This window comes from Proteiniborus ethanoligenes (assembly GCF_900107485.1).
Lineage (GTDB): Bacteria > Bacillota > Clostridia > Tissierellales > Proteiniboraceae > Proteiniborus > Proteiniborus ethanoligenes.
Window position 1 is genome coordinate 1 of the sequence record NZ_FNQE01000037.1, and the last position, 23,988, is coordinate 23,988.

The window sequence follows — 23,988 nt, forward strand, 5'->3', positions numbered from 1 at the left end:
AGCAAGCTACCGAGCAAGCTACCGAGCAAGCTGATGAAGATATCATAAAACTATTAGAATTTTGTAAGATTCCTAGAAGTAGATCAGAGATGCAGGAATTTATGAACTTAAGTCATAGAGAGAACTTTAGGGTCAATATACTGAATCCTTTGATAAAAGGAGGATTATTAAAACTAACAGTACCAGATAAACCAACAAGTCCAAAACAAAAGTATTATTCAGAAAATAGGTAGATTAGTTGTTGGGATGACTTTTATAAATTGTAAACCATGATACGATTTTGATACCACAAGAAACAATAGAAGAAAAAACCAATTAAAATACAAGAAATAGTCACAAATGTGACTACTCAAAACACTGTAAATACTAGTAAACAATATTGGGAAGTGACAAGGGGACGCTTCTCTTGTCTTATCGAAGTGACAAGGGGACGCTTCTCTTGTCTTATTATATTTTTCCTGTTATTTTTTATCTAAAATGAGTATCAATATTATAAGTATTTATTAATATATTGGAGGAAATAATATGGAAATTTTTGAAGAGTATCTTGGGAAAATAGATAATTTAGAGCATAGAGAAAAAACTAAAAAAGTATTAACCTGGGTAAGTGAAACATTTCCAAATCTATCACCAAGAACTGCATGGAATCAGCCTATGTTTACGAACAATGGTACATTTATAATTGGATTTAGCATAGCTAAAAAACACTTAGCAGTAGCACCTGAGGAAGAAACAATCCATAGATTTTCTAAAGATATAATAGAGGCAGGCTTCAATCACACTAAGCAGTTGATGCGTATTCCGTGGGATAAAGAGGTTAATTATCTATTACTGGAAAAAATCATTGAATTTAATATTTCTGATAAAGCCGGTTATTCAGCATTTTGGAGAAAATAAAAATTTAATATAAATAGCAATTTGAATAAAAAGCAGAAAATTATGGGAAGCTTATAATCCGAGTATTTCAAGATACAGAAAAAGAAACTGAAGAATAAATAACTTATAAAGTATTACTGCCGTCAGGGGGAGGAGGCTTGTATTGACCGAAGGTAGATAGATGTCGTAACCTAAAGCGGTTATTAAAAACAAGAGCCTTGAAACCTTTATTTTACAAAGGTTTCAAGGCTTTTTCATGAAAAATGTATGTTTCCACTATAATACATATACTCTACTAATACCTTGTAAAGTGTAAAGACAGCATCACCTGCAATAAAGCCATAGAGAAACAAAGTATTTTTATGTTTAATCCCCAACAGGAACAGATAAAACATCAAATTCTCCAGTAATACTGGTATTGTAGAAGATCACATCATATAAATTCTCTAATTCTGATAAAACAGACAAATCCCCAGTAACATTAGTATTTGAAAGGTCAATAACTTCCAGATTAATAAGTTCCTTTAAACTAGCCAAGTCTCCATTGATATTAGTATCCGAAAGGTTAATCTGCTCTAGGTTTATAAGTTCCTTTAATGAAGCAATATTTCCAGTAATCTGAGTGTCTTTTAAATAAAGTTCTTCTAAACTAGTTAGAGTACTAATAGCTGACAAATCTCCTGTAACATTATTTCCTTTAATGTTTATATATTTTAATTTATTTAAGCCCTTTAATGATGATATATCTACTTTGATTTTATAATCACTATATAACTGGATCCTCTCTAAATCAGTTAAATGATTTAAAGAATCTAAATCACCATGAATTCCTGTATTTTTTAAGTTAAGATACTTCAATTTATTTAGATTTTTAAGGGTAGATAATTCACCCTCTACTAGGGGAGTCTCTAGCAATATGTTATAAAGATCCTTCAAACCACTTAATGCAGATAAATTACCTGTTACTGAAGTAGAATCAATATTAACTCTTCTTAATTTGCTCATACCACTTAGATATGATATATCTCCATAGACAAGATCTTTATAATCCTGTAAAAGATCTATTACTAGGCTTTCTAAATCAGTTAATTCTTTTAAAGAAGCTAAATCTCCATCAATGAAGTTATAATTTAAATTAATTTCTTTTAGATTATATAGCTTACTTAAAGAAGATAGGTTGCCGTGGATTTGTGATTTATTAAGTTTTACATGTTCTAAGTTTGATAATCCACTTAATGATTCAATGTCCCCTGCAATAGTTGTTTCATTGTTCATATCACCAAAAGCTATGTATTTTAATCCTTCCATTTCAGATAAGCATTTTATATCACCAGTTACTTGAGTAGCTGATAAATCTATTTTTTCAAGATTATCTAATCCACTGAGCCAATCAATATTTCCAGAAACGGATGTATATTTTAGATCAACAGTTTCTAGCCTTGTTAACATGTTTAGGTCATGTATATTACCCTTTATTCCATAGCCAGAAATAACAATGTTTTTAAGGTTTTTGAAGTATTTAAAGTCCTCAAAACTATTTATTTCATATTTCACCCTCTCAGGACATAAATCTTCTCTATACCCAACATCCTCTAATAGAATATCACCATTTCCCAAGTCATAATATTCTCTTATCATGTCTTCAAATCCAGAATCTATAAAACTAATAACTTGTTTAGGGTCTTCTAATTCTATTCTCTTATTTTCCACATTTTCAATAAGGTTTTTAGAACTGTTATCAACAGTTTGTTCCTCATTGTTAACCTCAACATTACCTGTAACAGTAGGCTGGCATCCTACTAAAATAGATATTATTAAAACCAATACTATGATATTAATCAATTTCATCCTCATAATCTCCCTTTCAGTAATATTTTTTTGTTTTATTAAAGGATTCATTAAATTCAAAAATATTATATAATACATTAATCTTGCAAACAAGAGAATTTTCACTAGTTAATATTATCGTCATATGGTTTTAAGTAGTCTAAATTTAATGGCTATAATTTTTCTTCTCAATTGTTGAACAAGGTAATTATTTAATATTTTACAGAAAGGGTGGTAGTATGGTAAATATAATTATGAGACAAGTAAGAGACAATGACATAAATGGAATAAAAGAAATTGCAAAGGAGGCTTTTTAGAGGTTTGGGAAAACAAGAGCAAATGGAACATATATGGATTTCATTGAAGAATTATTTTTAAGATGGGTATGAATATAAATAAATGTATAAAAGAAGGGAGAGATTCTTATTAGAGCCTTAATTACCCATAACTATGGTGTAGAAAATATGGAAAGGATAAGACAGCTAGGTTATGATATTATAGAAAAAAGTGAAAAGGAACTATATTTTTCTGAAGAATTAAGGGATACAGAGGTACTGGTATGCTATAATCCTTTTAACACATTAGATATTTCAAAGCTACCAAACTTAAAATGGATACAGTTAACTAGTGTTGGAATAGATCAAGTGCCTATTGATATTCTAAAAAAAAATAGTATTACATTGACTAATAACAAAGGTGGCTACAGCATACCTATAGGAGAATGGATTGTATTAAAACTTCTTGAGATGTATAAAAACAGTAAAGCATTTTATCAAAAACAGTCACAAAAGATATGGAAAATAGACACTTCCTTACTAGAGCTTTATGGGAAAACAATTGGATTTATTGGAACGGGAAGTATTGCCTCGGAGGCTGCTAAGAGACTTAAAGGCTTTGGTGTTGATATACTTGGTTTAAACACTAGAGGAACAAAAACTGAGTATTTTGATAAATGCTATAGCATAGATAAAATTAATGAAATGGTTAAGCTAAGTGATGCAATAGTTGTATCTATTCCGCATACTGAAAAAACTCATAATCTTTTAAACGAAGAAGTGTTTCAAGAAATGAAGAATGGAGTGTATTTAGTAAATATAGCTAGAGGGAGCATAATTGATGAAAGGGCTATGATCAATAACCTTAAAAATGGTAAGATTAAATGTGCAGCATTAGATGTTTTTGAAAAGGAGCCATTAGACAAGAATAATCCACTTTGGGAAATAGAAAATGTAATAATTACACCACATAACTCATGGGTATCGGAAATGAGAGATGATAGAAGATTTAATATTATATATGACAATCTTAAAAGATATTTATCGAATCAAACATTAAAAAATATAGTGGATCTTAATAAAGGATATTAGATGCTATACTAAAAGAAGAAGATTATTATAGGGAGTGTTTATGTTGCTTGTTATTTTGCTGAAAAATCTAGCTGATAGGGTTGGAATCATTCTAATTTTAGCACTTTTTCTTTCGAAGATTGGATTATTTAGAAAGTTAGTCTCAAAACAAAATATTAATAAGAAGGATAAAATTTATTTATCTATTATATTTGGTGTATTCGGTATAGTGGGGACTTATACTGGAATTCCTATACAGGGAGCAATAGCTAACTCTAGAGTCATGGGTGTTTTTGTAGGAGGATTATTGGGAGGACCTATAGTAGGACTTCTGTCAGGAATAATAGCTGGTGGTCATAGGGTATTAATAGATATAGGAGGATTTACTTCCATAGCTTGCGGTATATCTACTCTTCTTGAAGGGATTATGGCAGGGGTATTGAGAAAGAGATTTGAAAAGAGCAAATATAGAATAAGCTTTGCACTTATTTTTGGTTTTTTGGCAGAAGTAATGCAAATGGTCATTATCCTTATAGTTGCTAAACCATTCAGTGAAGCATTAGAATTAGTGCGGATTATTGGAATACCAATGATTCTTGCAAATGGCATTGGTATAGCCGTATTTATTGCCATAACTGATAGTGTTTTTAAGGAAATAGAAAATGAGTATGTCTATCAGGCTCAATTGGCTCTAAAAATTGCAGATAAGACTCTAGCATATTTTAGAAAAGGCTATAATGAATCTACCACTAAGGATGCTGCAAAAGTTATTCAAGAAATGACTAAGATTGAGGCAGTAGCATTTACAGATACTGAAAAGATATTAGCTCATGTAGGAATAGGTGAGGATCATCATCTATCGGGTTCTTATTTACAAACAAGTCTAACTCGCGAGGCTCTGCAATCTAATAGATATATTGTTGCGAATACAAAGGAAGAGATAGGCTGTTACCATGAGAATTGTTCATTGAAATCAGCAATAATCGTTCCCATTCGAGAAGTTGATAAGGTCATTGGAACTTTAAAACTATATAAGGGTAAAGAAAATTCAATAACAAAGGTGGAAATAGAATTAGCCCTAGGGCTAGCACAAATTTTCTCCACTCAAATAGAATTAAGCAAGGTAGATTATCAGAGAGAATTATTAGCTAAATCTGAATTAAAAGCGCTACAGTCACAAATCAATCCTCATTTTTTGTTTAATGCTATTAATACTATAGTTTCATTAACAAGAACTCAACCAGACAATGCACGAAGATTGCTTATTCATCTAGGTGATTACTTTAGGACAAATCTTGAGCAAGAAACAGAGGACGTAGATTTAAGTAAGGAAATAGAGCATATTAACTCCTATATTGAAATTGAAAAAGCGAGATTTGGAGATAAATTAGAAATCATATATGATATACCAGAGGATATAAGCTGTAAAATACCACCATTAATACTTCAACCCTTAGTAGAAAACGCAATAAAACATGGAGTTATAGATAAGATTGAAGGTGGAAAAGTTGAAATAATTGCAAGGGAAAATGAAAATGCTACTGAGTTAATAGTGAAGGATAATGGAGTTGGAATGGATAAAGCTTTAGTAGATTTATTATTTGAAGAAAATCATAATAAGGAAAGTATTGGACTAAAAAATGTAAATGAAAGATTGAAGAATAAATACGGAGTCAAATATGGGATAAAAATTGAGTCAGAATTAAACATAGGCACAACAGCAACTATTGAAATTCCTAAGCATTAGGAGGTAAAACATGTATAGATGCTTAATAGTAGATGATGAAATGCCAGCAAGACAAGAATTGATATATATCTTAAGGGGTATTGAAGGGATGGAAGTAATAGGTGAGGCATCTCATGGAATGGAAGCGTTAAGGCTAATTGAGGAACTAAAACCCCATATAGTTTTTTTAGATATCCAAATGCCACAGATGAGCGGAATAGAAGTAGCTAGGAGATTGTCGTACAAGGATGAAAATACGCCAATAGTAATATTTGTCACAGCCTATGACCAATTTGCTTTGGAAGCCTTTGAAGTAAATGCCATAGACTATTTGCTTAAGCCCATAAGAGAAGAAAGATTAGAAAAAAGCTTAAAGAAAATCATATCTACTGAGAGAGAAAAACCCAGTAAGGATAAACTAGATAAGCTAATAGAGTATATTCAGTTAAACAATAAAAAAGCTCCTCAACGTATATCTGTGTACCATCAGGACAGACTTATACCGATAGAAACTAAGGATATAATCTATATAACCACTGAAGATAGAAACACAATAATCCATAGCAGAAAGGGTAAATTTGAAACAAACCATACTCTGAATGAACTAATGGAGAATCTGGATTCAACAGTATTTTTTAGGAGTCATAAATCATATATAGTAAATCTAAACTATATTGAATCCATAGAGCCCTGGTTTAATTCCACTTATAATATTAATTTAAAAGATAATGATGATGTAATCCCAGTAAGTAGAAACTATTTTAAAGAGTTTAAGAAAATAATGAATATAGAGTGAATATGCATTTGGTACCCTTAAATTGCATCTTAAATATAAAATAATACCTCTTATACATAAAACACCATTTATTGCTATATGGCGATATATAATTGACGTTGAATAAATGTATAAGGGGGTTTTTTTAGTGTTACAATTTATCATTGGTATTATTATACTCATTGCAGGCTACATTTTTTATGGAAAAGTAGTTGACAAGCATTTTGGTATTGATGACAGTAGAGAAACGCCAGCTACGAGATTAGAGGATGGTATAGATTTTGTTCCTATGAGCTGGCCTAGGATATTTCTGATACAATTACTTAATATTGCAGGATTAGGACCTATATTTGGAGCTATTCAAGGTGCTTTATTTGGACCAATGGCATTTGTATGGATTGCTTTAGGCTCTGTGTTTGCAGGAGGAGTTCATGATTATTTTTCCGGTATGCTTTCTCTTAGACATGATGGACAAAGTATATCTGAAATAGTGGGGACTTATCTAGGAGAAGGTGCTAGAAAAGTAATGAGGATATTCTCAGTAGTGCTATTAGTTTTAGTTGGTACTGTATTTATGCAAGGGCCTGCAGGACTGTTAGCTAATATTAAATTGTTCGGACTAGGAAATGCAAACATATGGTTAGCAATAATATTTGCTTACTATTTTATAGCTACAATATTGCCAGTTGATAAATTAATCGGTAAGATATACCCAATATTCGGCGTGTCATTACTCGTAATGGCAGGTGGAATAGGTACTATGATACTAGTGAAAGGTTATGAATTACCAGCTTTTACAGTATCTAGTTTACATCCAGGTGGACTACCAATATGGGCTATTCTCTTTACTACAATTGCGTGCGGTGCAATAAGTGGATTCCATGCTACTCAATCACCTATGATGGCCAGATGTATGCCAAAGGAAAGCTATGGCAGAAGAATATTCTATGGCTCAATGATAGCAGAAGGAGTAATAGCTATGATTTGGGCAGCAGCAGCGATGGTATTCTTTAATGGCGTTCCAGGATTATCAGATGCTTTAAAAAATGGTGGCGGGGCTGCAGGTGTAGTAAATACTATTTCCAATACCTTATTGGGACCTGTAGGTGGTTTGCTAGCTATGTTAGGCGTAGTAGCAGCACCTATTACATCAGGAGATACTGCCTTTAGATCTGCAAGACTTACCATTGCAGATGCTATGAAATACGAGCAAGGACCTATTAAGAAAAGACTGACACTAGCCATACCTTTATTCATTATAGCTTTTGCTCTAACCAGAGTTGACTTTAACATTATATGGAGATACTTTGCATGGTCAAATCAAACATTAGCAATGATTGTTTTATGGGCAGCATCAGCTTATTTAGCTAAAGTCAATAAGAGTCATTGGATGACTAGCATTCCTGCAATATTTATGACAGCTGTGTCTGCAACATATTTGTTACAGGCGCCAGAAGGATTTAAATTATCAACCACAATAGCATATCCTGTAGGAATAGCTATAGCAGTAGGAGCTGCTGCATTATTCTTATTTAAAGCAAAATCAGGCAAAACGATAAAAGCATAGATTAATACTAAATAAGCCAGAATCTGGCTTATTTTTTTAATACTAATTTTCATGGAAACGAAGGCCCATCATTAAATTTTATTATCCTAACTAATTTAATTATAGAATACAATACATACTTCAGTTATTATATTTATATATAGAGATAAACTAAGATACGATTAAAGAAATTTTGTGTAGACATTGTAAAAGTTTAATTAACAATTATTTCAAATAAAACTTAAATATTAAGAGGTGAATTTTATGCTAGGATTAGTCCTAGAAGGTGGAGGAGCAAGAGGTGCTTATGAAATAGGGGCATGTAAGGCATTGAAGGAATTAGGTATAAAAATTGATGGCGTAGTAGGCACATCTATTGGAGCAATTAATGGGGCTATGATTGTTCAGGGAGATTTGGAAAAGGCCTATGAGCTATGGTATGAACTAAATCCCTCTAAAGTGCTAGATGTAAATGATAGGGTTTTCAATAAGGTTATAAACAAGAACATAAAAACAAAGGATATACCAAGACTGGCACTTAAAATAAGAAATATTTTCAAGGATAAGGGCTTTGATACAAGCCGTATTAGACAGCTTCTTGAAGAAAATATAGATGAAGAAAAAATTAGAAAATCAGACATGGACTTTGGAATAGTGACAGTATCCGTAACTGACAAGAAACCATTAGAGCTTTATAAAGAAGATATACCAGAGGGGAAAATAAAGGACTATATTATGGCAAGTGCCTATCATCCTGCATTTAAGCCTGAAAAGGTAGATGGAAAAATATTTTTAGATGGGGCTTTTCATGACAATCTTCCTTTAAAGCTTCTTTATGATAAAGGCTACAGAAATTTTGTAGTTATAAGACTTTATTCTATAGGAAGAGTAAGGAAAGTAAAGGATAAAGACTTAGAGATAACCTATATAGAGCCTTCTGAAAAGCTATGTAACACACTTGATTTTACTAATGATAGTGCTAGGTTAAATCTGAAACTAGGATATTATGACACTCTGAAAGTATTTAAAAACCTTAAGGGGAGAAAGTATTACTTAGAGCCCAAGAATGATGAGGAATTCTTTTTGAATTTTCTTTTAGATACTGGTGAAGAAAATATATTGAAAATTGGTAAATTATTAGGGATAGGGGATATGCCTTATAGAAGGATGCTGCTCGAATTTATTGTTCCTCGCATTATAGAGCTTTTAGCCTTAGATGATAATATCGGCTATGAAGAATTAGTCATTGCATTGATTGAGGAGATAGCACAAATATGTGATATAGAAAGATTTAAAATATATGATTTTGATAGCTTTCATTCTTTAGCAATGAGTAGCTATAATGAGCATAAGGAAAAGCCAAAGAATAAAATTCCTAAATTTGTAAAAAGAAACGAAATACTATCCTTAGCTGCAAAAGAGTCTATAATCGAAGAAGTAATTTTTGAAATGTTTAGATAAGGTTTGAGGAAATGGAAGGAACTAAGAGGAACTAAGGGGAAAATGTATAGGAAACAAAGGTCGTTTGCTCCAAGGTGGCTTTAAATGCTTATTCTACAGTTAAAGACTAAAGGCCAATTTTGAATAGAGCCTTACACTATGATATAATAAAGAATATATAAGATTGGGGCCCAAGGTCTGTATGACTTTGTTCTCAGTCTTATATTATTATTAGGGACAGCTTAAGAAGGAGTATTCATATAGGAAGAATAATAAGAATCCTTTCAGTTGTCTTAGTTTATCGGAGGTTTTATTTATGGGGCTAGATGACAATGCCTTTTCAAAAGAGAAAGTAAGCAAATTATTATTTAAATTTTCAATACCAGCCATATTATCCTTATTAGTGGCAGAGCTTTATAATATGGTGGATACAATATTTGTAGGTAGAGAAATAGGAGGAAATGCTATAGCTGCCTTGGTAGTAGTTTTTCCTATTCAACGTATAGTAGTAGCAGTAGCAATGTTACTTGCAATAGGCACTTCTACTTCTGTTGCTAAAAGCAATGGAGAAAAAGATTATGATAGCTTAAGATTGTATATAAAAAATGCTTTAAGCTTAGTAATTTTATTCATGACAATATTAATACTAGCCATATTTCTATTTAAGGAAAATATTTTAGGTTTTTTAGGTGCAAGCAGTACGGTTTTACCCTATGCTAATGATTACCTTTCTATAATAATCATTGGTGCTATCTTTCAATGCTTTACATTAGTAATTGGATATTTTTTAATGTCCTTAGGAAATAGAAAAGTATTACTCCTAAGTAACATTATTGGAGCATTAACAAATGTGATAGTAGATTATATCCTTGTAGTATCCTTAGGCTTTGGAGTTAAAGGAGCTGCAATAGCTACAGTAGCTTCTCAAATATTAGCTTTTATTTACATGGGGTATTATTTTAAAAAGACTAACAAGACCTTAAAAATCAAACTTGGATTTAGCATAGATAAAAAAACCGCAAAAGCAATAATATTGATTGGCTTTGCTGCATTTATAATAGAAGCAGAAGATGGCTTTGCCCTTGCAGTTTTAAACAATCTACTTCTAAATAATGTTGGAGATGTAGGGGTTATAGTATCGGGTGTAATATCCAAGGTCTTTATGTTTATGTTCATTACGATAATAGGAATTAGCTCGGCTATGCAGCCTATAGCAGCATATAATGCAGGTGCTGGACAATATGAGAGACTTAAGAAAGTCGTTAGAGAATCTATTATAGTAGCATTTATAACCTCAGTTATATTGTGGGCTGGAGCCTTAATATTTGCAAAACAAATTATATCAATTTTTATAAGAGATCCAAACATAATAAAAGAATCAGTCAAGGCTTTTAGAATCATGATATCTGTATTCCCTATAATAAGCCTGTATTATGTGTCTATATACTATTTCCAAGCTATAGGAAAGGCTAGAACATCATTTCTACTTTCTATATATAGGCAGATAATATTGTTTATTCCCCTTTCTATATTATTTGTTGGAGTGTTTAAGCTTGGAGCTATAGGTGCTTGGATTTCCTATCCTATATCAGACGTAATATCCTCTGTAACTTCTTATTTTTTAGTTAGGAAGGAAGGAGCAAGGATTACTAAAAAAGTTGAAGAAAAAAAGAAAAAAACTCTAAAAGAACCAGCATACAGAACGCCTGTATATGAATGATGGGGAAGTTTGTAATTTAATTATTTATAAAACCCATTGACTAATTTAGCTTTTACTGTTACCATTGACTTGTAAGATAAATGAATATGTGCCCATATAAATCTCAGAATACGGCTGAGAAGTTTCTACCAAGTGACCGTAAATCACTTGACTATGGATGAAAGTGTACCTAGGGTTCCGAGGTGCTTATTAGCACTTGTCTGGTCCGAGCGGTACAGATATTACTCCTGTTTTTTCATGAGTAATATTACACCTTGGGGAAAAAAGCCCGGGCGGGTAGGTTTCACTTGTAGTGAACTTACTCTGCTCGGGCTTATTATTTTTTTTGAAAGGGGTGGCTTTATGGATAAGCATGTAAGAAGAATATTTATTGAAAAAAAGAAGGGCTTCGATATTGAAGCAAAACAGCTTTTCAACGATTTAAGTCAAAATCTAGGCATAAGGGAATTAACTGAGGTTAGGATTGCTAACAGATACCATATTCAAGGAGTGTCAAAGGAGGCTTATGAAAAAGCACTAGTAAATATATTTTCAGAGCCTAATATTGATACTATTTATGAGGAAAGCTTACCACTAGACGGTAGCTATAAGGTTTTTGGAATAGAGTACCTCCCAGGACAATACGATCAAAGAGCTGATTCAGCTGCTCAATGTATAGAGATTCTAACTACAAGGGAGAGACCAATAATAAATACTGCAAAAATAATAATGATCAAGGGCAATATTACAGATGATGAGTTCAGGAAAATTAAAAATTACTGCATAAATCCTGTTGATAGTAGGGAAGCATCATTAGATAAGCCGGAAACATTAAAGGATAATATAATACCACCAAAGGATGTAGAAGTGTTAAATGGTTTCATACAAAAAAGCCTTGATGAGCTGATAAAGTTCAAGGAAGAATTAGGACTTACAATGAGTATAGATGATGTATTATTCTGCCAAGAGTATTTCAAGCTTACAGAAAAAAGAAATCCCACTATAACTGAAATAAAGGTTATAGACACATATTGGTCAGATCATTGTAGACACACTACTTTTATGACTGAAATAGAAGAAGTGAACTTTGATAATGGCTTATATGGAGATTCGATAAAAAGCACGTACGAGGAATATCTAAATTCAAGAGATTATGTCTACGGAGAAGCTGATAGGCCTATTTGCCTAATGGATATGGCAACTATAGGAATGAAGGAGCTTAGAAAAAGAGGGCTGTTAGATGATTTAGATGTTTCAGATGAAATAAATGCATGCAGTATAAATGTAAATGTAGATGTGGATGGAAAAACAGAAAAATGGCTTGTTATGTTTAAAAATGAAACCCATAATCATCCTACGGAAATAGAACCCTTTGGAGGAGCAGCTACCTGCTTAGGAGGAGCCATAAGAGATCCATTATCAGGTAGGTCTTATGTGTATCAAGCAATGCGAATCACAGGCAGTGGAGACCCTAGACAGAAGATAGAGGATACACTTTTAGGAAAGCTACCTCAAAGAAAAATCACTACAGAGGCAGCCAGAGGATACAGCTCTTATGGAAACCAGATTGGCATAGCCACAGGACATGTATCTGAAATTTATCACCAAGGATATGTAGCTAAGAGAATGGAGCTAGGAGCAGTCATAGGGGCTACACCAAAGGGAAATGTAGTTAGAGAAGTACCAAAAGAAGGTGATTTAGTAGTTTTAGTAGGTGGTAGAACAGGAAGAGATGGATGTGGTGGAGCAACAGGCTCATCTAAATCACATACTGATGATTCAATATTAAACAGTGGAGCAGAGGTTCAAAAAGGAAATCCATTAATAGAGAGAAATATTTTAAGACTATTTAGGAAGTCTGATTTTAGCAGAATAATAAAAAAATGCAATGACTTTGGTGCTGGAGGGGTATCTGTAGCCATTGGAGAGCTTGCAGACAGTCTAGAGATAAATTTAGATAAAGTGCTGACAAAATATGAGGGCTTAGATGGTACTGAGCTTGCAATTTCTGAATCTCAAGAAAGAATGGCAGTGGTTATAGACAAAGACCACCTTCATATATTAGAAAAGCATGTAGAGGAGGAAAATCTTGAGGCTACAGTAATAGCCAAGGTAAAATCAAATAATAGATTAATAATGAAATGGAGAAACAATACAATACTAGATATTGATAGGGACTTTTTAAACACTAATGGAGTTAGACAAAAGACTAAGGCTCATATAGTAGAGCCAGTGGGAAGCTATTATGACAGATCGTTAGAATGCCTAGAGGGCAATAAAGGAGATGTAAAAAGCGCTTGGATAAGGAATTTAAAAACTCTCAACTTAGCCAGTCAAAAAGGATTAGTTGAAAGATTTGATAGTACAGTAGGAGCAGGTACAGTGCTACTTCCCTTTGGAGGTAAATACAGCCTTACACCATCCTTAGGAATGGCTTCAAAGGTCCCAGTGCTAAAAGGAGAGACAAATACCTGTACTCTTATGACCTATGGATTTGATCCTGAGCTTTCTACTTGGAGTCCTTATCATGGTGGGTTATATGCAGTGGTAGATTCAGTAGCTAAGGTTGTAGCCATGGGAGGAGACCATAGGAAAATAAGACTTACCTTCCAGGAATACTTTGAAAAGCTAGGAGATGATAGTAAAAAATGGGGTAAGCCTTTAGCTGCATTGCTAGGAGCATACAAGGCACAGAAGGAATTTATGATACCTTCAATAGGTGGAAAAGATAGTATGTCTGGAACCTTTAACGATTTAAATGTTCCACCTACTTTAGTGAGCTTCGCAGTATGTGTAGAGGATGCGAGGGATATCATATCTCCAGAGTTTAAGAAAGCAGGCAGCAAAATAATATTAGTTAGCTCTCCTAGATTAGAAAATGGGCTTCCTGATTTTGAGATTCTAAATAAGAACCATACAAGAGTTCATGAGCTAATAAAGAGTAAAAAGATATTATCAGCATATAATGTAGGCATTGGTGGTATAGCAGGAGCTATTAGTAAAATGAGCTTCGGAAATAAAATAGGTATAGAATTTATAGGGGATATTGAGATAGATAAATTATTCTCTGCGGACTATGGCTCTATCCTTTTAGAAATAAACAGTACTGAAAACCTAGAAAAGCTATTTGAAGGAATAGAATACAAAATACTAGGCTGTACAAAAGAGGAGCCAGTAATAATTGTAAATAATACTAAAATCCATATAGATGATGCTATTAAAGAATGGGAAGAGCCTTTAAATGAAATATTCCCTATTAAAAAGAGCATAGAAGGTAAACCTAATACAATCTACTATGACAAAGGAAACATGGTAAAAGCAAAATACCATATAGCAAAGCCTAAAGTGTTCATTCCTATATTCCCAGGTACAAACTGTGAATATGATATGGAAAGAGCCTTTAGAAATGCGGGCGGAGAAATAGACACATTTGTATTTAAAAACTTAACTCCGGAAGCTATAAAAGAATCTATAGATATAATGGCTAAAAAAATAAAGACTAGCCAGATTATAGCCTTACCTGGTGGCTTTAGCGCAGGTGACGAGCCAGATGGTTCAGGTAAATTTATAGGAACTGTATTTAGAAATCCCTATATATTAGAGGCAGTAATGGAGCTTCTTAAAAATAGAGATGGGCTCATATTAGGTATCTGCAACGGTTTTCAAGCTCTTATAAAACTAGGCCTTGTACCATACGGAGAGATTAGGGATATGAAGGAAGATTCTCCTACACTTGCTTTCAACAATTTAGGCAGACATGTATCTCGTATGGTTCAGACAAAAGTAGTATCTAATCTTTCACCTTGGTTTAACAATGTAAATATAGGAGATGTATTTACTATTCCAATATCTCATGGTGAAGGTAGATTAGTGGCAGATGATAAGACCCTAGAAGAAATGATAAAAAAAGGTCAAGTGGCTACTCAATATGTTGATTTTGAAGGTAATCCTAGCTATGATGGAGAGTTCAATCCAAATGGTTCCCTTCACAGCATAGAAGGAATAACTAGCCCAGACGGAAGAGTCTTAGGCAAGATGGCACACTCAGAGAGAATAGGTAAAGACCTATATAAAAACATGTACAATGAAACAGACCAAAAACTATTTGAAGCAGGGATTAGGTATTTTAGGTAATTTCAATATGTGAGTAGGGAAATGCAATAAAAATATACGCTCACGGTTTCGGACCCGAATAATTCTATAGCTCATTCCGGTAAAAAATCCTACAACTTGCAAACTCGCTACGCTTAAACAGTGCAAGTTGCTTAACGGATTTTTCACCTACATTCGCTAAGAATTATAGTCGTGTCCTGCAAATGTTCGCTTAATATTTTTATTGCATTTCCCGCATAAATTAGGAGGTAGAATAAATGAAGGTTGCAATAGTAATGGGAAGTGACTCTGATTATCCAGTTGTGGAGAAGGGATTAAAGATTTTAAAAGAATTTGGAGTAGAAGCAGAGGTTAGAGTCATATCTGCACATAGAACACCAGATAAGGCAGTAGAGTTTGGTAAAGGAGCAGAGAAGGAAGGCTTTGAGGTAATAATAGCAGCTGCAGGTAAAGCTGCACATCTTGGAGGTGTATTAGCAGCAGTTACCATACTTCCAGTTATCGGATTGCCTATAAAATCATCAACATTAGATGGACTAGACTCTCTACTATCTATAGTTCAGATGCCTAAGGGAATACCAGTAGCTACAGTAGCCATAGATGGAGGGGAAAATGCAGCTCTTTTAGCAATTCAAATATTGTCAGTAAAGCACAACAGCTTAAAAACAAAGCTTGTAGAATACAGAACTAAAATGGCAGAGGAAGTTGAAGAAAAGGATAGGACACTTAGAAAAAAATTATCTAACTAATGAATAGGTTAGGAGGCAATGGACATGGGCTTTAAATTAATTGATGATGATAAATTAAAAGAAGAATGTGGAGTAATAGGGGTGTATTCAAAGGAAGACAATGTAGTAGAAATGATTTATCATGGTCTTTATGCTCTTCAACATAGAGGACAAGAGAGCGCAGGTATTGCAACTAGCAGTAATGGCACAATAAATTATCACAAGAACATGGGACTTGTATCAGAGGTTTTTAGTAGTGAAAAGCTGGAAAAGCTAGAGGGAAATATGGGCATAGGTCATGTGAGATACTCTACAGCAGAGGAAAACCTAGGAATTAATGCTCAGCCCTTAGTAGTTAAATATAAAAAAGGTAGCATAGCCATTGCACATAATGGCAGCATAGTAAACGGAGAAAGCCTTAGAGAAATTCTAGAGGACGAGGGAGTAGTTTTCCAAACTACAAATGATTGCGAAGTAATGGCAAACATGATAGCTAGATATCATAAGGATGAAATAGAAAAAGCTATAAATAGAGTAATGGAAGTATTTAAAGGATCTTACGCCCTTGTATTGATGACAAATGACAAGCTAATAGGTGTAAGAGATAATCAGGGTATAAGACCTCTCTGCTTAGGAAAAATAAAAGATGGATATGTACTAGCATCTGAAAGCTGTGCCTTAGATACTATAGGAGCAGAGTTTGTAAGGGATATTGAGCCAGGGGAAATGGTCATAATAGATGGAAATGGTATAAAGAGTATATTTAACGATAAATGGAGTAAGAAAAGACTTTGTATATTCGAAATAGTATACTTTGCAAGACCAGACAGTAGAATTGATGATATAAGTGTATACCTTGCAAGAAAGGAAGCAGGGAAAATATTAGCCAGAGAATATCCAGTAGACGCAGATATAGTGATTTCAGTTCCAGACTCAGGTACATCAGCAGCAATAGGATATGCAGAAGAATCAGGAATACCATATAGTATAGGCTTAATTAAAAACAGATATATAGGCAGAACATTTATAAAGCCTAACCAAAGCAACAGAGAGCAAGGGGTCAAGATTAAGCTAAATGTACTAAAGGAGAATATCCAAGGGAAAAGAGTAGTTCTTGTAGATGATTCCATAGTAAGAGGAACTACAAGCAAAAGAATAGTAAGTATGCTTAAAAAAGCAGGAGCTAAGGAAGTTCATTTGAGAATAAGCTCTCCATCAGTAGCATATCCTTGCTACTTTGGCATAGATACACCATATAGAGAGCATTTAGTAGGAGCAAATAAAACCATGGATGAAATATGTCAAATGGTTAATGCAGATAGCTTAGGATTTTTATCAGAGGAAGGCCTAATTAAATCAACTGGAAAGGCAGAAGGATTTTGCTTAGCTTGCTTAAACGGTGACTATCCTATGGAAATTCCTAGAGAGGAGGCAGTATTAAATGAATAGCAAGGGATTAACTTATAAGAACTCAGGTGTAGATGTAACTGCAGGCTATGAAGCGGTTAAACGTATGAAAACTCATGTGCAAAAAACTTTCACAAAAGGAGTTTTGTCAGACTTAGGTGGCTTTAGTGGAATGTTTGCCATAGATAAAGCTCAGTATGAAGAACCAGTTCTAGTATCTGGAACAGATGGTGTAGGTACCAAGCTTATGATTGCATTCATGATGGATAAGCATGACACCATAGGAGAGGACTGTGTAGCCATGTGCGTAAATGACATACTTTGCCAAGGAGCGACTCCACTTTTTTTCTTAGATTATATTGCAACCGGGGAGCTACATCCTGAAAAAATAGAGAGTATAGTTAAAGGAATATCTAATGGATGTATAAAGGGGAAATGTGCCCTTATTGGAGGAGAAACTGCAGAGATGCCTGGACTCTATGGAACAGACGAATATGATATGGCTGGCTTTGCAGTAGGAATAGTGGATAAGAAAAAAATTATTACTGGAAAGGAAATAAAAAAGGGAGATCTATTAATAGGCTTACCTTCTAGTGGCTTGCACAGTAACGGATTTTCATTGGTTAGAAACTTATTCTTCAATATAAAAAAATACAAAGTAGATAATTATATAGATGAACTAGGATGTACCCTAGGGGAGGAGCTTTTGAAGCCTACAAGAATATATTCTAACCCATTAATAGAACTAAATAATAAATTTAATATAAAAGGAATTAGTCACATAACAGGTGGAGGGTTTTACGAAAATATTCCAAGAATGCTTCCAGAGGGATTAAGAGCTTTTGTAGATAGAAGACATGTGCATATACCAGCTATCTTTAATCTTATGCAAAAACTAGGTGATATTGAAATAGATGAGATGTACTCTACCTTTAATATGGGAATAGGCATAGTAATGGCAGTAGAGGAAAGGGATGCTGATAATATACTTAAACATTTAGAAGATGAGAATGAAAAGGCATATATAATAGGAGAGATTGTTGAAGGAGAGAGGGGCTTATCAATATGTCACCAGTAAAGATTGGAGTTCTTATATCTGGCAGCGGGACAAACCTTCAGACCTTAATCGACAATATAAATTCAGGAGATATATACGGTGAGATTTCAGTAGTTATATCTAATAAAAAAGATGCTTATGGACTTACTAGAGCTAAAAACAATGGTATAGATGCTGTTTATATTGACAGGAAAAATTCACTAGACGATATAGAGTTTAATAAAAAAATCATAGAAGAATTAAAAAAGAGAGATGTTCAGCTTGTGGTTTTAGCTGGATATCTAAGGATTCTAAGCAGTGAGTTTATATCCCAGTTTAGAAATAGAATAATTAACATTCATCCTTCCTTAATTCCTAGCTTCTGTGGGAAGGGATATTATGGAGAGAAGGTTCACAAGGCAGTATTAGATTATGGAGCAAAGATTACTGGAGCTACAGTACATTTTGTAGATGAGGAAGCAGATACAGGTCCTATAATATTTCAAAAATCAGTAGAGATAAGTGAAGGAGATAATGTGGAAACCCTAAAAAATAAGGTGCTAGAAGTAGAACATTTACTTCTTTCTGAGGCAGTAAGGTTGTATTGTAAGGATAAAATAATTGTAATCGGTAGAAAAGTCATTGTTAGGGAGTGAAAAAAATGAAGAGAGCATTGATCAGTGTTTATGACAAAACTGGAATAGTAGAGTTCGCCAAAGAACTTGTTAAAATGGGATGGGAAATTGTATCAACAGGAGGAACAGCGAAAAAACTAGAGGAAGAAGGAATTGAGGTAATAGATATTTCTAGTATTACAAATTTTCCTGAATGCTTTGATGGTAGAGTAAAGACTCTTCACCCAAGAATTCATGGTGGTCTTTTAGCCCTAAGGGACAATGAAATCCATATAAAAACTATGGAAGAACTCAGTATAAAACCAATAGACATAGTAGTAAACAATTTATACCCATTTAAGCAAACTGTTTTAAAGGAAGATGTAAGTCACGAGGAAATAATTGAAAATATAGATATTGGTGGTCCTTCAATGCTGAGAGCATCAGCAAAAAACTATAGATTCGTAACAGTAGTAGTAGATCCTAGGGATTATGATAGGGTAATAGACCAATTAAAAAATAATGGTCAGGTTTCAGATGAAACTAAGGAATATTTAGCCGCTAAAGTATTTCAGCATACTAGCAGCTATGATGCTTTGATTTCAGACTATTTTAATAAAAAAGCAGGCATTAGATTTCCTGATACTATCACTCTTACCTATGAGAAAAAACAGGATTTAAGATATGGAGAGAATCCTCATCAAAATGCTGGATTTTATACTGAAATATTAGAGACAAAGGGTACCTTGACAGAAGCTATTCAACTACATGGTAAGGAGCTATCCTATAACAATATAGGAGATGGAAACGGGGCATTAGAGGTGCTAAAAGAATTTAGCAATCCTACAGTAGTGGCAGTAAAGCACGGGAATCCATGTGGAGTAGGCAGTGGTGAAAATATAGAAGAGGCTTTCGTTAAAGCATATGAAGCTGATAAACAATCTATATTTGGTGGAATAATAGCTGCCAATATGGAAATAGACGAAAATACTGCAAGGATGATAAATGATATTTTCATAGAGCTGGTTATTGCACCTTCCTATTCAGAGAGGGCATTAGAAATATTAAAAAGCAAAAAGAACATAAGATTGTTGATGCTACCAAATATATTAAAGAATGACTATTCAAGCTATGATATGAAAAAGGTATTAGGAGGCATGCTAGTTCAAGATAGAAATCAGGGGCTTCTTTATGAAAAGCTAGAGGTAGTAACTCAAAGAGAGCCATCGGAAAAAGAATTAGAGGATTTAATGTTTGCTTGGAAGGTAGTAAAGGACACAAAATCAAATGGAATAGTCCTAGCTAAAAACGGTGGAACAGTAGGTATAGGACCAGGTCAGGTTAGTAGAATATGGGCTTTAGAAAATGCTGTAAAGCAAGGAGGAGACAATACTATAGGCAGCGTAATGGCATCAGATGCATTTTTCCCTTTTTCTGATTGCGTAGAGGTTGCGGCAAAGGCTGGAATAACTGCTATCATACAGCCAGGAGGCTCAATAAAGGACGAGGAATCAATAAATGCTGCCAATAAACATGGAATAGCCATGATATTTACAGGAACTAGACATTTTAAACACTAGCATTTAACTCTTAGTCCCTAGCTTCTAGCTCTTAGCTAACAACTAAGAACTAAGAACTAAGAACTAACAACTAACAACTAACAACTAAAAACATAGATCTTTACGACATATTTCCCGGGTAATGACACGTATTTACAAAAACTATAATGGAAGGGTGAAACCATGAAGGTATTTGTTATAGGAAGTGGTGCAAGAGAACATGCTATTGTCTGGAAGCTGTCACAAAGCAAAAAAGTATCTAGAATATTTTGTGCACCAGGTAACGGCGGAATTAGTCAGCTTGCCCAGTGTGTAGATATTCAGCCAGAGGATATAGATGCTCTTCTAGAATTTGCATTAAAAGAGAATATAGATTTAACTGTAGTAGGACCTGAGGGCTCCTTAGTAGCAGGAATAGTAGATAGATTTAGTGAAAAAGGTCTTAAAATCTTTGGACCGTGCAAAAAAGCTGCAAGACTTGAAGGAAGTAAAAAATATGCTAAAGAGTTCATGGAAAGGTTTGGAATACCTACAGCCAAGTATTCAGCATATAATAATGCTGAGGAGGCAAAGGAAGCATTAAAAAAATATACGTTTCCATTAGTAATAAAAGCAGATGGATTAGCCAGTGGAAAGGGAGTAATCATATGCAACAATATAGAAGAGGCCAAGGCGGCTATTAAGTTAGTTTTAGAGGATAAAAAATTTGGTGATGCAGGCAAGGAAATCATTATAGAGGAATTCCTACAAGGAGTAGAAGCATCCTTACTATGCTTAGTTGACGGAAAGAAAATAATACCTCTTGAAAGCGCTAGAGACTACAAAAGGCTTTTAGACAATGATGAAGGTCCTAATACAGGTGGAATGGGATGTGTTTCTCCTAATAAAATATTAGATGAAAGATTGCTGGCAGAAATAAAATCTGAAATATTGGATAAGATCTTAAAAGGAATACAAGAAGAGGATATGAACTTTAAAGGGATATTGTTTATAGGCTTGATGATAACACCTATAGGAGCTAAGGTATTAGAGTTTAATGTTAGGTTTGGAGATCCAGAAACTCAAGTTATTCTTCCAAGATTAGAAAGTGATATTGTAGATATTTTTCAAAAAACTATAGATGAGAGTATATCAGAGGAAGATTTAATATGGAATTCTAAGACATGTATTTGCACAGTATTAGCATCTAAAGGATACCCCGAGGCATATGAGAAAGGCAAGGTTATATCAGGATTAGATAAGGTAGACGAGGATATAATATTATTTCATGCAGGAACCAAAAAAGAAAATGAAATACTTACAGATGGTGGACGTGTGCTTTCTGTAACCACACTAGCCCATAGCTTAGAAAAAGGACGAAATAAAATATACCATAATATAAACAAGATTTATTTTGAAGGAATTCAATATAGAAAAGATATTGGAGAAGGACAAAGTTAAATATAATTATACTATCCTATCAATCTAAGCCCAATAAAGGCTCGGATTCCAAATTATATAAGAAAGGACTGGTCCTATGAAAGTTTTATATAGAGGAAAAACAAAGGATATTCATGTATTAGAGGATGGAAGCTATTTGTTAAAGTTTAAAGACGATGTAACAGGAGAGAATGGAGTATTCGATCCAGGGGCTAATAAGGTAGGCTTGTCTATTAAAGGCTCTGGAAAATCTAATATTATGATGACTAAGTATTTTTTTGAAATTTTAAAGGAAAAAGGGATACCTACTCATTATATAGATGCAAATATAGAAGAAGCAACTATGACTGTAAAGCCTGCAAAGTTATTTGGAAACGGACTAGAGGTAATTTGCCGCTATAAGGCTGTAGGAAGCTTTATTCGCAGGTATGGCATGTATGCAAAGGAAGGACAACCTTTAGATGCTTTTGTAGAATTTACCCTTAAGGATGATGAGCGTCAAGATCCTCCTATAACAGAAGATGCTCTTCATATGCTAGGAATTCTATCTACAGATGAATATAGAGAGTTGAAGGATTTAACTAAAAAAATTGCTAATATAATCAAAGAAGAGCTAGAGAAAAAAGACATAGAGCTATATGATATAAAGCTTGAGTTTGGTAGAGCAGGAGAAAATAATGAATTAGTCCTAATAGATGAAATTTCAGGTGGAAATATGAGGGCATATAAAGAAGGAAAATATGTCCAGCCTTTAGAATTAGAAAAACTAGTATTAGATTAAATCATATATAAAAACATATGAGATTAGAATAATTTTATATTTTGATATTTTATCAACAGTATGAGAGCTAAAAGCTCTCTATTTTTTATGCAGTTTTAAAAAAAAGCTTGTGTTTAGGGAAAAAGATTAGGGGTAACATATTAATAAATTAGGCATGCCTAAAAATGGTGGTGTTGATAAAATGACAGGAAGTAAAGAAGACTATCTAAAAGTAATTTATGAGCTAGGAGGACATTCTAAAAAAATAAGCAATAAAAAAATTGTGGAGGCTCTAAATATTTCTCCTCCTTCTGTAAGTGAAATGGTAAAAAAACTTTTAGATGAGGGATATATTGAATACGAAGCATATCATGGAGTTAAGCTTACAGAGTTAGGAATACGAGAGGCTATAAAAATAAAAAGAAGACATCTTTTATGGGAGGTTTTTCTTTCAGAATATCTGGGATATAGCTGGGACGAAGTTCACGACGAAGCAGAGAAGCTTGAGCATGTAACTAGTGAAGAACTTGAAAAACATTTAGAAATATTTCTAAATTATCCTAAGTTTTGTCCTCATGGAACGCCAATATTAAAAAACAATACTAGCAGTACTAATTACAGAACTCTAGATTTATTATCAATTGGAGAGAAGACTCAAATACATAGATTATTAGATGAAAAAGAACTCTTACAATATGTTAGTGAACTAGGTTTAGGTATTGGAGATTGTATTACTGTAATTCATGTGGCACCATACAATGGGCCTATTACCTTAAGAAAAGGCAAAACTAATATAATTATTGGGTTAGAGGCTGCCAAGAAAATATATGTAGATTAAAGGAGGATTTAATAATGAAAAGATATATAATAGGATTATTTATAATAGCTATTTTAATAACAGGTTGTAGCCCCTCAGGCAACAATAGCAACAGTCTAAATGGGGACGACAAATATAGAGTGGTGACTACTACTACAATGATTGCAGACTTGGCAAAAGTCATAGGTGGGGAATATGTAGAGGTTCAAGGTCTAATGGGACCAGGAATAGATCCACACTTGTATAAGGCCAGCGCTGGAGATGTAAGTCTTATGCAAAAATCAGATATGATATTGTATA

Annotated in this window: 19 protein-coding genes and 1 riboswitch; of the genes, 18 read left to right on the top strand and 1 reads right to left on the bottom strand. The window is 33.6% G+C overall.

Annotation, left to right across the window (positions count from 1 at the left end; genetic code table 11):
• Together BLV37_RS15105 and BLV37_RS13145 are read left to right on the top strand one after the other, a co-directional pair.
• Window positions 1-233 (top strand): Fic family protein (locus BLV37_RS15105; protein ID WP_342026626.1); only part of this gene is annotated, 233 nt, incomplete at its 5' end.
• Between the two features lie 292 nt (window positions 234-525).
• Window positions 526-897: an iron chaperone gene (locus BLV37_RS13145; RefSeq protein ID WP_091732423.1), complete on the top strand. Its 372-nt coding sequence runs from the start codon at window positions 526-528 to the stop codon at window positions 895-897.
• Window positions 898-1,242: 345 nt separating this feature from the next.
• On the opposite strand, the gene BLV37_RS13150 is transcribed toward BLV37_RS13145, so the two are convergent.
• A complete protein-coding gene (locus tag BLV37_RS13150; protein ID WP_091732425.1) occupies window positions 1,243-2,724 on the bottom strand; it encodes a leucine-rich repeat domain-containing protein in 1,482 nt (493 codons plus the stop codon).
• Between the two features lie 398 nt (window positions 2,725-3,122).
• Between BLV37_RS13150 and BLV37_RS13155 the strand changes: the two genes are divergently transcribed.
• The 16 genes from BLV37_RS13155 to BLV37_RS13230 form a co-directional block, all read left to right on the top strand.
• A complete protein-coding gene (locus BLV37_RS13155) occupies window positions 3,123-4,070 on the top strand; it encodes a phosphoglycerate dehydrogenase (RefSeq protein ID WP_091732428.1) in 948 nt (315 codons plus the stop codon).
• Between the two features lie 43 nt (window positions 4,071-4,113).
• A complete protein-coding gene (locus tag BLV37_RS13160; RefSeq protein ID WP_208975272.1) occupies window positions 4,114-5,796 on the top strand; it encodes a sensor histidine kinase in 1,683 nt (560 codons plus the stop codon).
• Window positions 5,797-5,806: 10 nt separating this feature from the next.
• Window positions 5,807-6,571 carry a LytR/AlgR family response regulator transcription factor gene (locus BLV37_RS13165; RefSeq protein ID WP_091732435.1) on the top strand — a complete coding sequence of 255 codons (765 nt, stop codon included), beginning with the start codon at window positions 5,807-5,809 and terminating at the stop codon, window positions 6,569-6,571.
• A gap of 127 nt (window positions 6,572-6,698) precedes the next feature.
• The gene (locus BLV37_RS13170; RefSeq protein ID WP_091732437.1) at window positions 6,699-8,117 is read left to right on the top strand and encodes a carbon starvation CstA family protein; all 1,419 of its coding nucleotides are present in this window, start codon (window positions 6,699-6,701) and stop codon (window positions 8,115-8,117) included.
• A 243-nt stretch (window positions 8,118-8,360) separates the two neighbouring features.
• Entirely contained in the window at window positions 8,361-9,557 is a 1,197-nt protein-coding gene (locus BLV37_RS13175; RefSeq protein ID WP_091732440.1) for a patatin-like phospholipase family protein, read from the top strand.
• Window positions 9,558-9,852: 295 nt separating this feature from the next.
• Window positions 9,853-11,256 (top strand): MATE family efflux transporter, encoded by a 1,404-nt coding sequence (locus tag BLV37_RS13180; RefSeq protein WP_091732443.1) that lies wholly within the window; start codon window positions 9,853-9,855, stop codon window positions 11,254-11,256.
• 72 nt (window positions 11,257-11,328) lie between these two features.
• Window positions 11,329-11,430, top strand: a riboswitch (purine riboswitch).
• 168 nt (window positions 11,431-11,598) lie between these two features.
• Window positions 11,599-15,369, top strand: coding sequence for a phosphoribosylformylglycinamidine synthase (locus tag BLV37_RS13185; protein WP_091732445.1), 3,771 nt, complete (start codon window positions 11,599-11,601; stop codon window positions 15,367-15,369).
• A gap of 236 nt (window positions 15,370-15,605) precedes the next feature.
• Window positions 15,606-16,097: a 5-(carboxyamino)imidazole ribonucleotide mutase gene (gene purE / locus BLV37_RS13190; RefSeq protein ID WP_091732448.1), complete on the top strand. Its 492-nt coding sequence runs from the start codon at window positions 15,606-15,608 to the stop codon at window positions 16,095-16,097.
• A gap of 24 nt (window positions 16,098-16,121) precedes the next feature.
• The gene (purF, locus tag BLV37_RS13195) at window positions 16,122-17,525 is read left to right on the top strand and encodes an amidophosphoribosyltransferase (protein WP_091732451.1); all 1,404 of its coding nucleotides are present in this window, start codon (window positions 16,122-16,124) and stop codon (window positions 17,523-17,525) included.
• On the top strand, window positions 17,518-18,561 hold the full coding sequence (gene purM, locus BLV37_RS13200) for a phosphoribosylformylglycinamidine cyclo-ligase (protein WP_091732454.1): 1,044 nt from the start codon (window positions 17,518-17,520) through the stop codon (window positions 18,559-18,561). The genes purF and purM overlap by 8 nt, the downstream gene beginning before the upstream one ends.
• Complete coding sequence (purN, locus tag BLV37_RS13205; RefSeq protein ID WP_091732457.1) at window positions 18,549-19,175, top strand: phosphoribosylglycinamide formyltransferase; 627 nt, start codon at window positions 18,549-18,551, stop codon at window positions 19,173-19,175. Before purM ends, purN begins: the two co-directional genes overlap by 13 nt.
• 5 nt (window positions 19,176-19,180) lie before the next feature.
• The gene (purH, locus tag BLV37_RS13210) at window positions 19,181-20,713 is read left to right on the top strand and encodes a bifunctional phosphoribosylaminoimidazolecarboxamide formyltransferase/IMP cyclohydrolase (protein WP_091732460.1); all 1,533 of its coding nucleotides are present in this window, start codon (window positions 19,181-19,183) and stop codon (window positions 20,711-20,713) included.
• Between the two features lie 162 nt (window positions 20,714-20,875).
• Window positions 20,876-22,132, top strand: a complete 1,257-nt coding sequence (gene purD / locus BLV37_RS13215) for a phosphoribosylamine--glycine ligase (RefSeq protein ID WP_091732462.1) — start codon at window positions 20,876-20,878, stop codon at window positions 22,130-22,132.
• 76 nt (window positions 22,133-22,208) lie between these two features.
• Complete coding sequence (locus BLV37_RS13220) at window positions 22,209-22,892, top strand: phosphoribosylaminoimidazolesuccinocarboxamide synthase (RefSeq protein WP_091732464.1); 684 nt, start codon at window positions 22,209-22,211, stop codon at window positions 22,890-22,892.
• 154 nt (window positions 22,893-23,046) lie between these two features.
• Complete coding sequence (locus BLV37_RS13225) at window positions 23,047-23,709, top strand: metal-dependent transcriptional regulator (protein WP_208975273.1); 663 nt, start codon at window positions 23,047-23,049, stop codon at window positions 23,707-23,709.
• Window positions 23,710-23,723: 14 nt separating this feature from the next.
• On the top strand, window positions 23,724-23,988 hold a 265-nt coding region (locus BLV37_RS13230; RefSeq protein WP_176967984.1), incomplete at its 3' end, for a metal ABC transporter substrate-binding protein.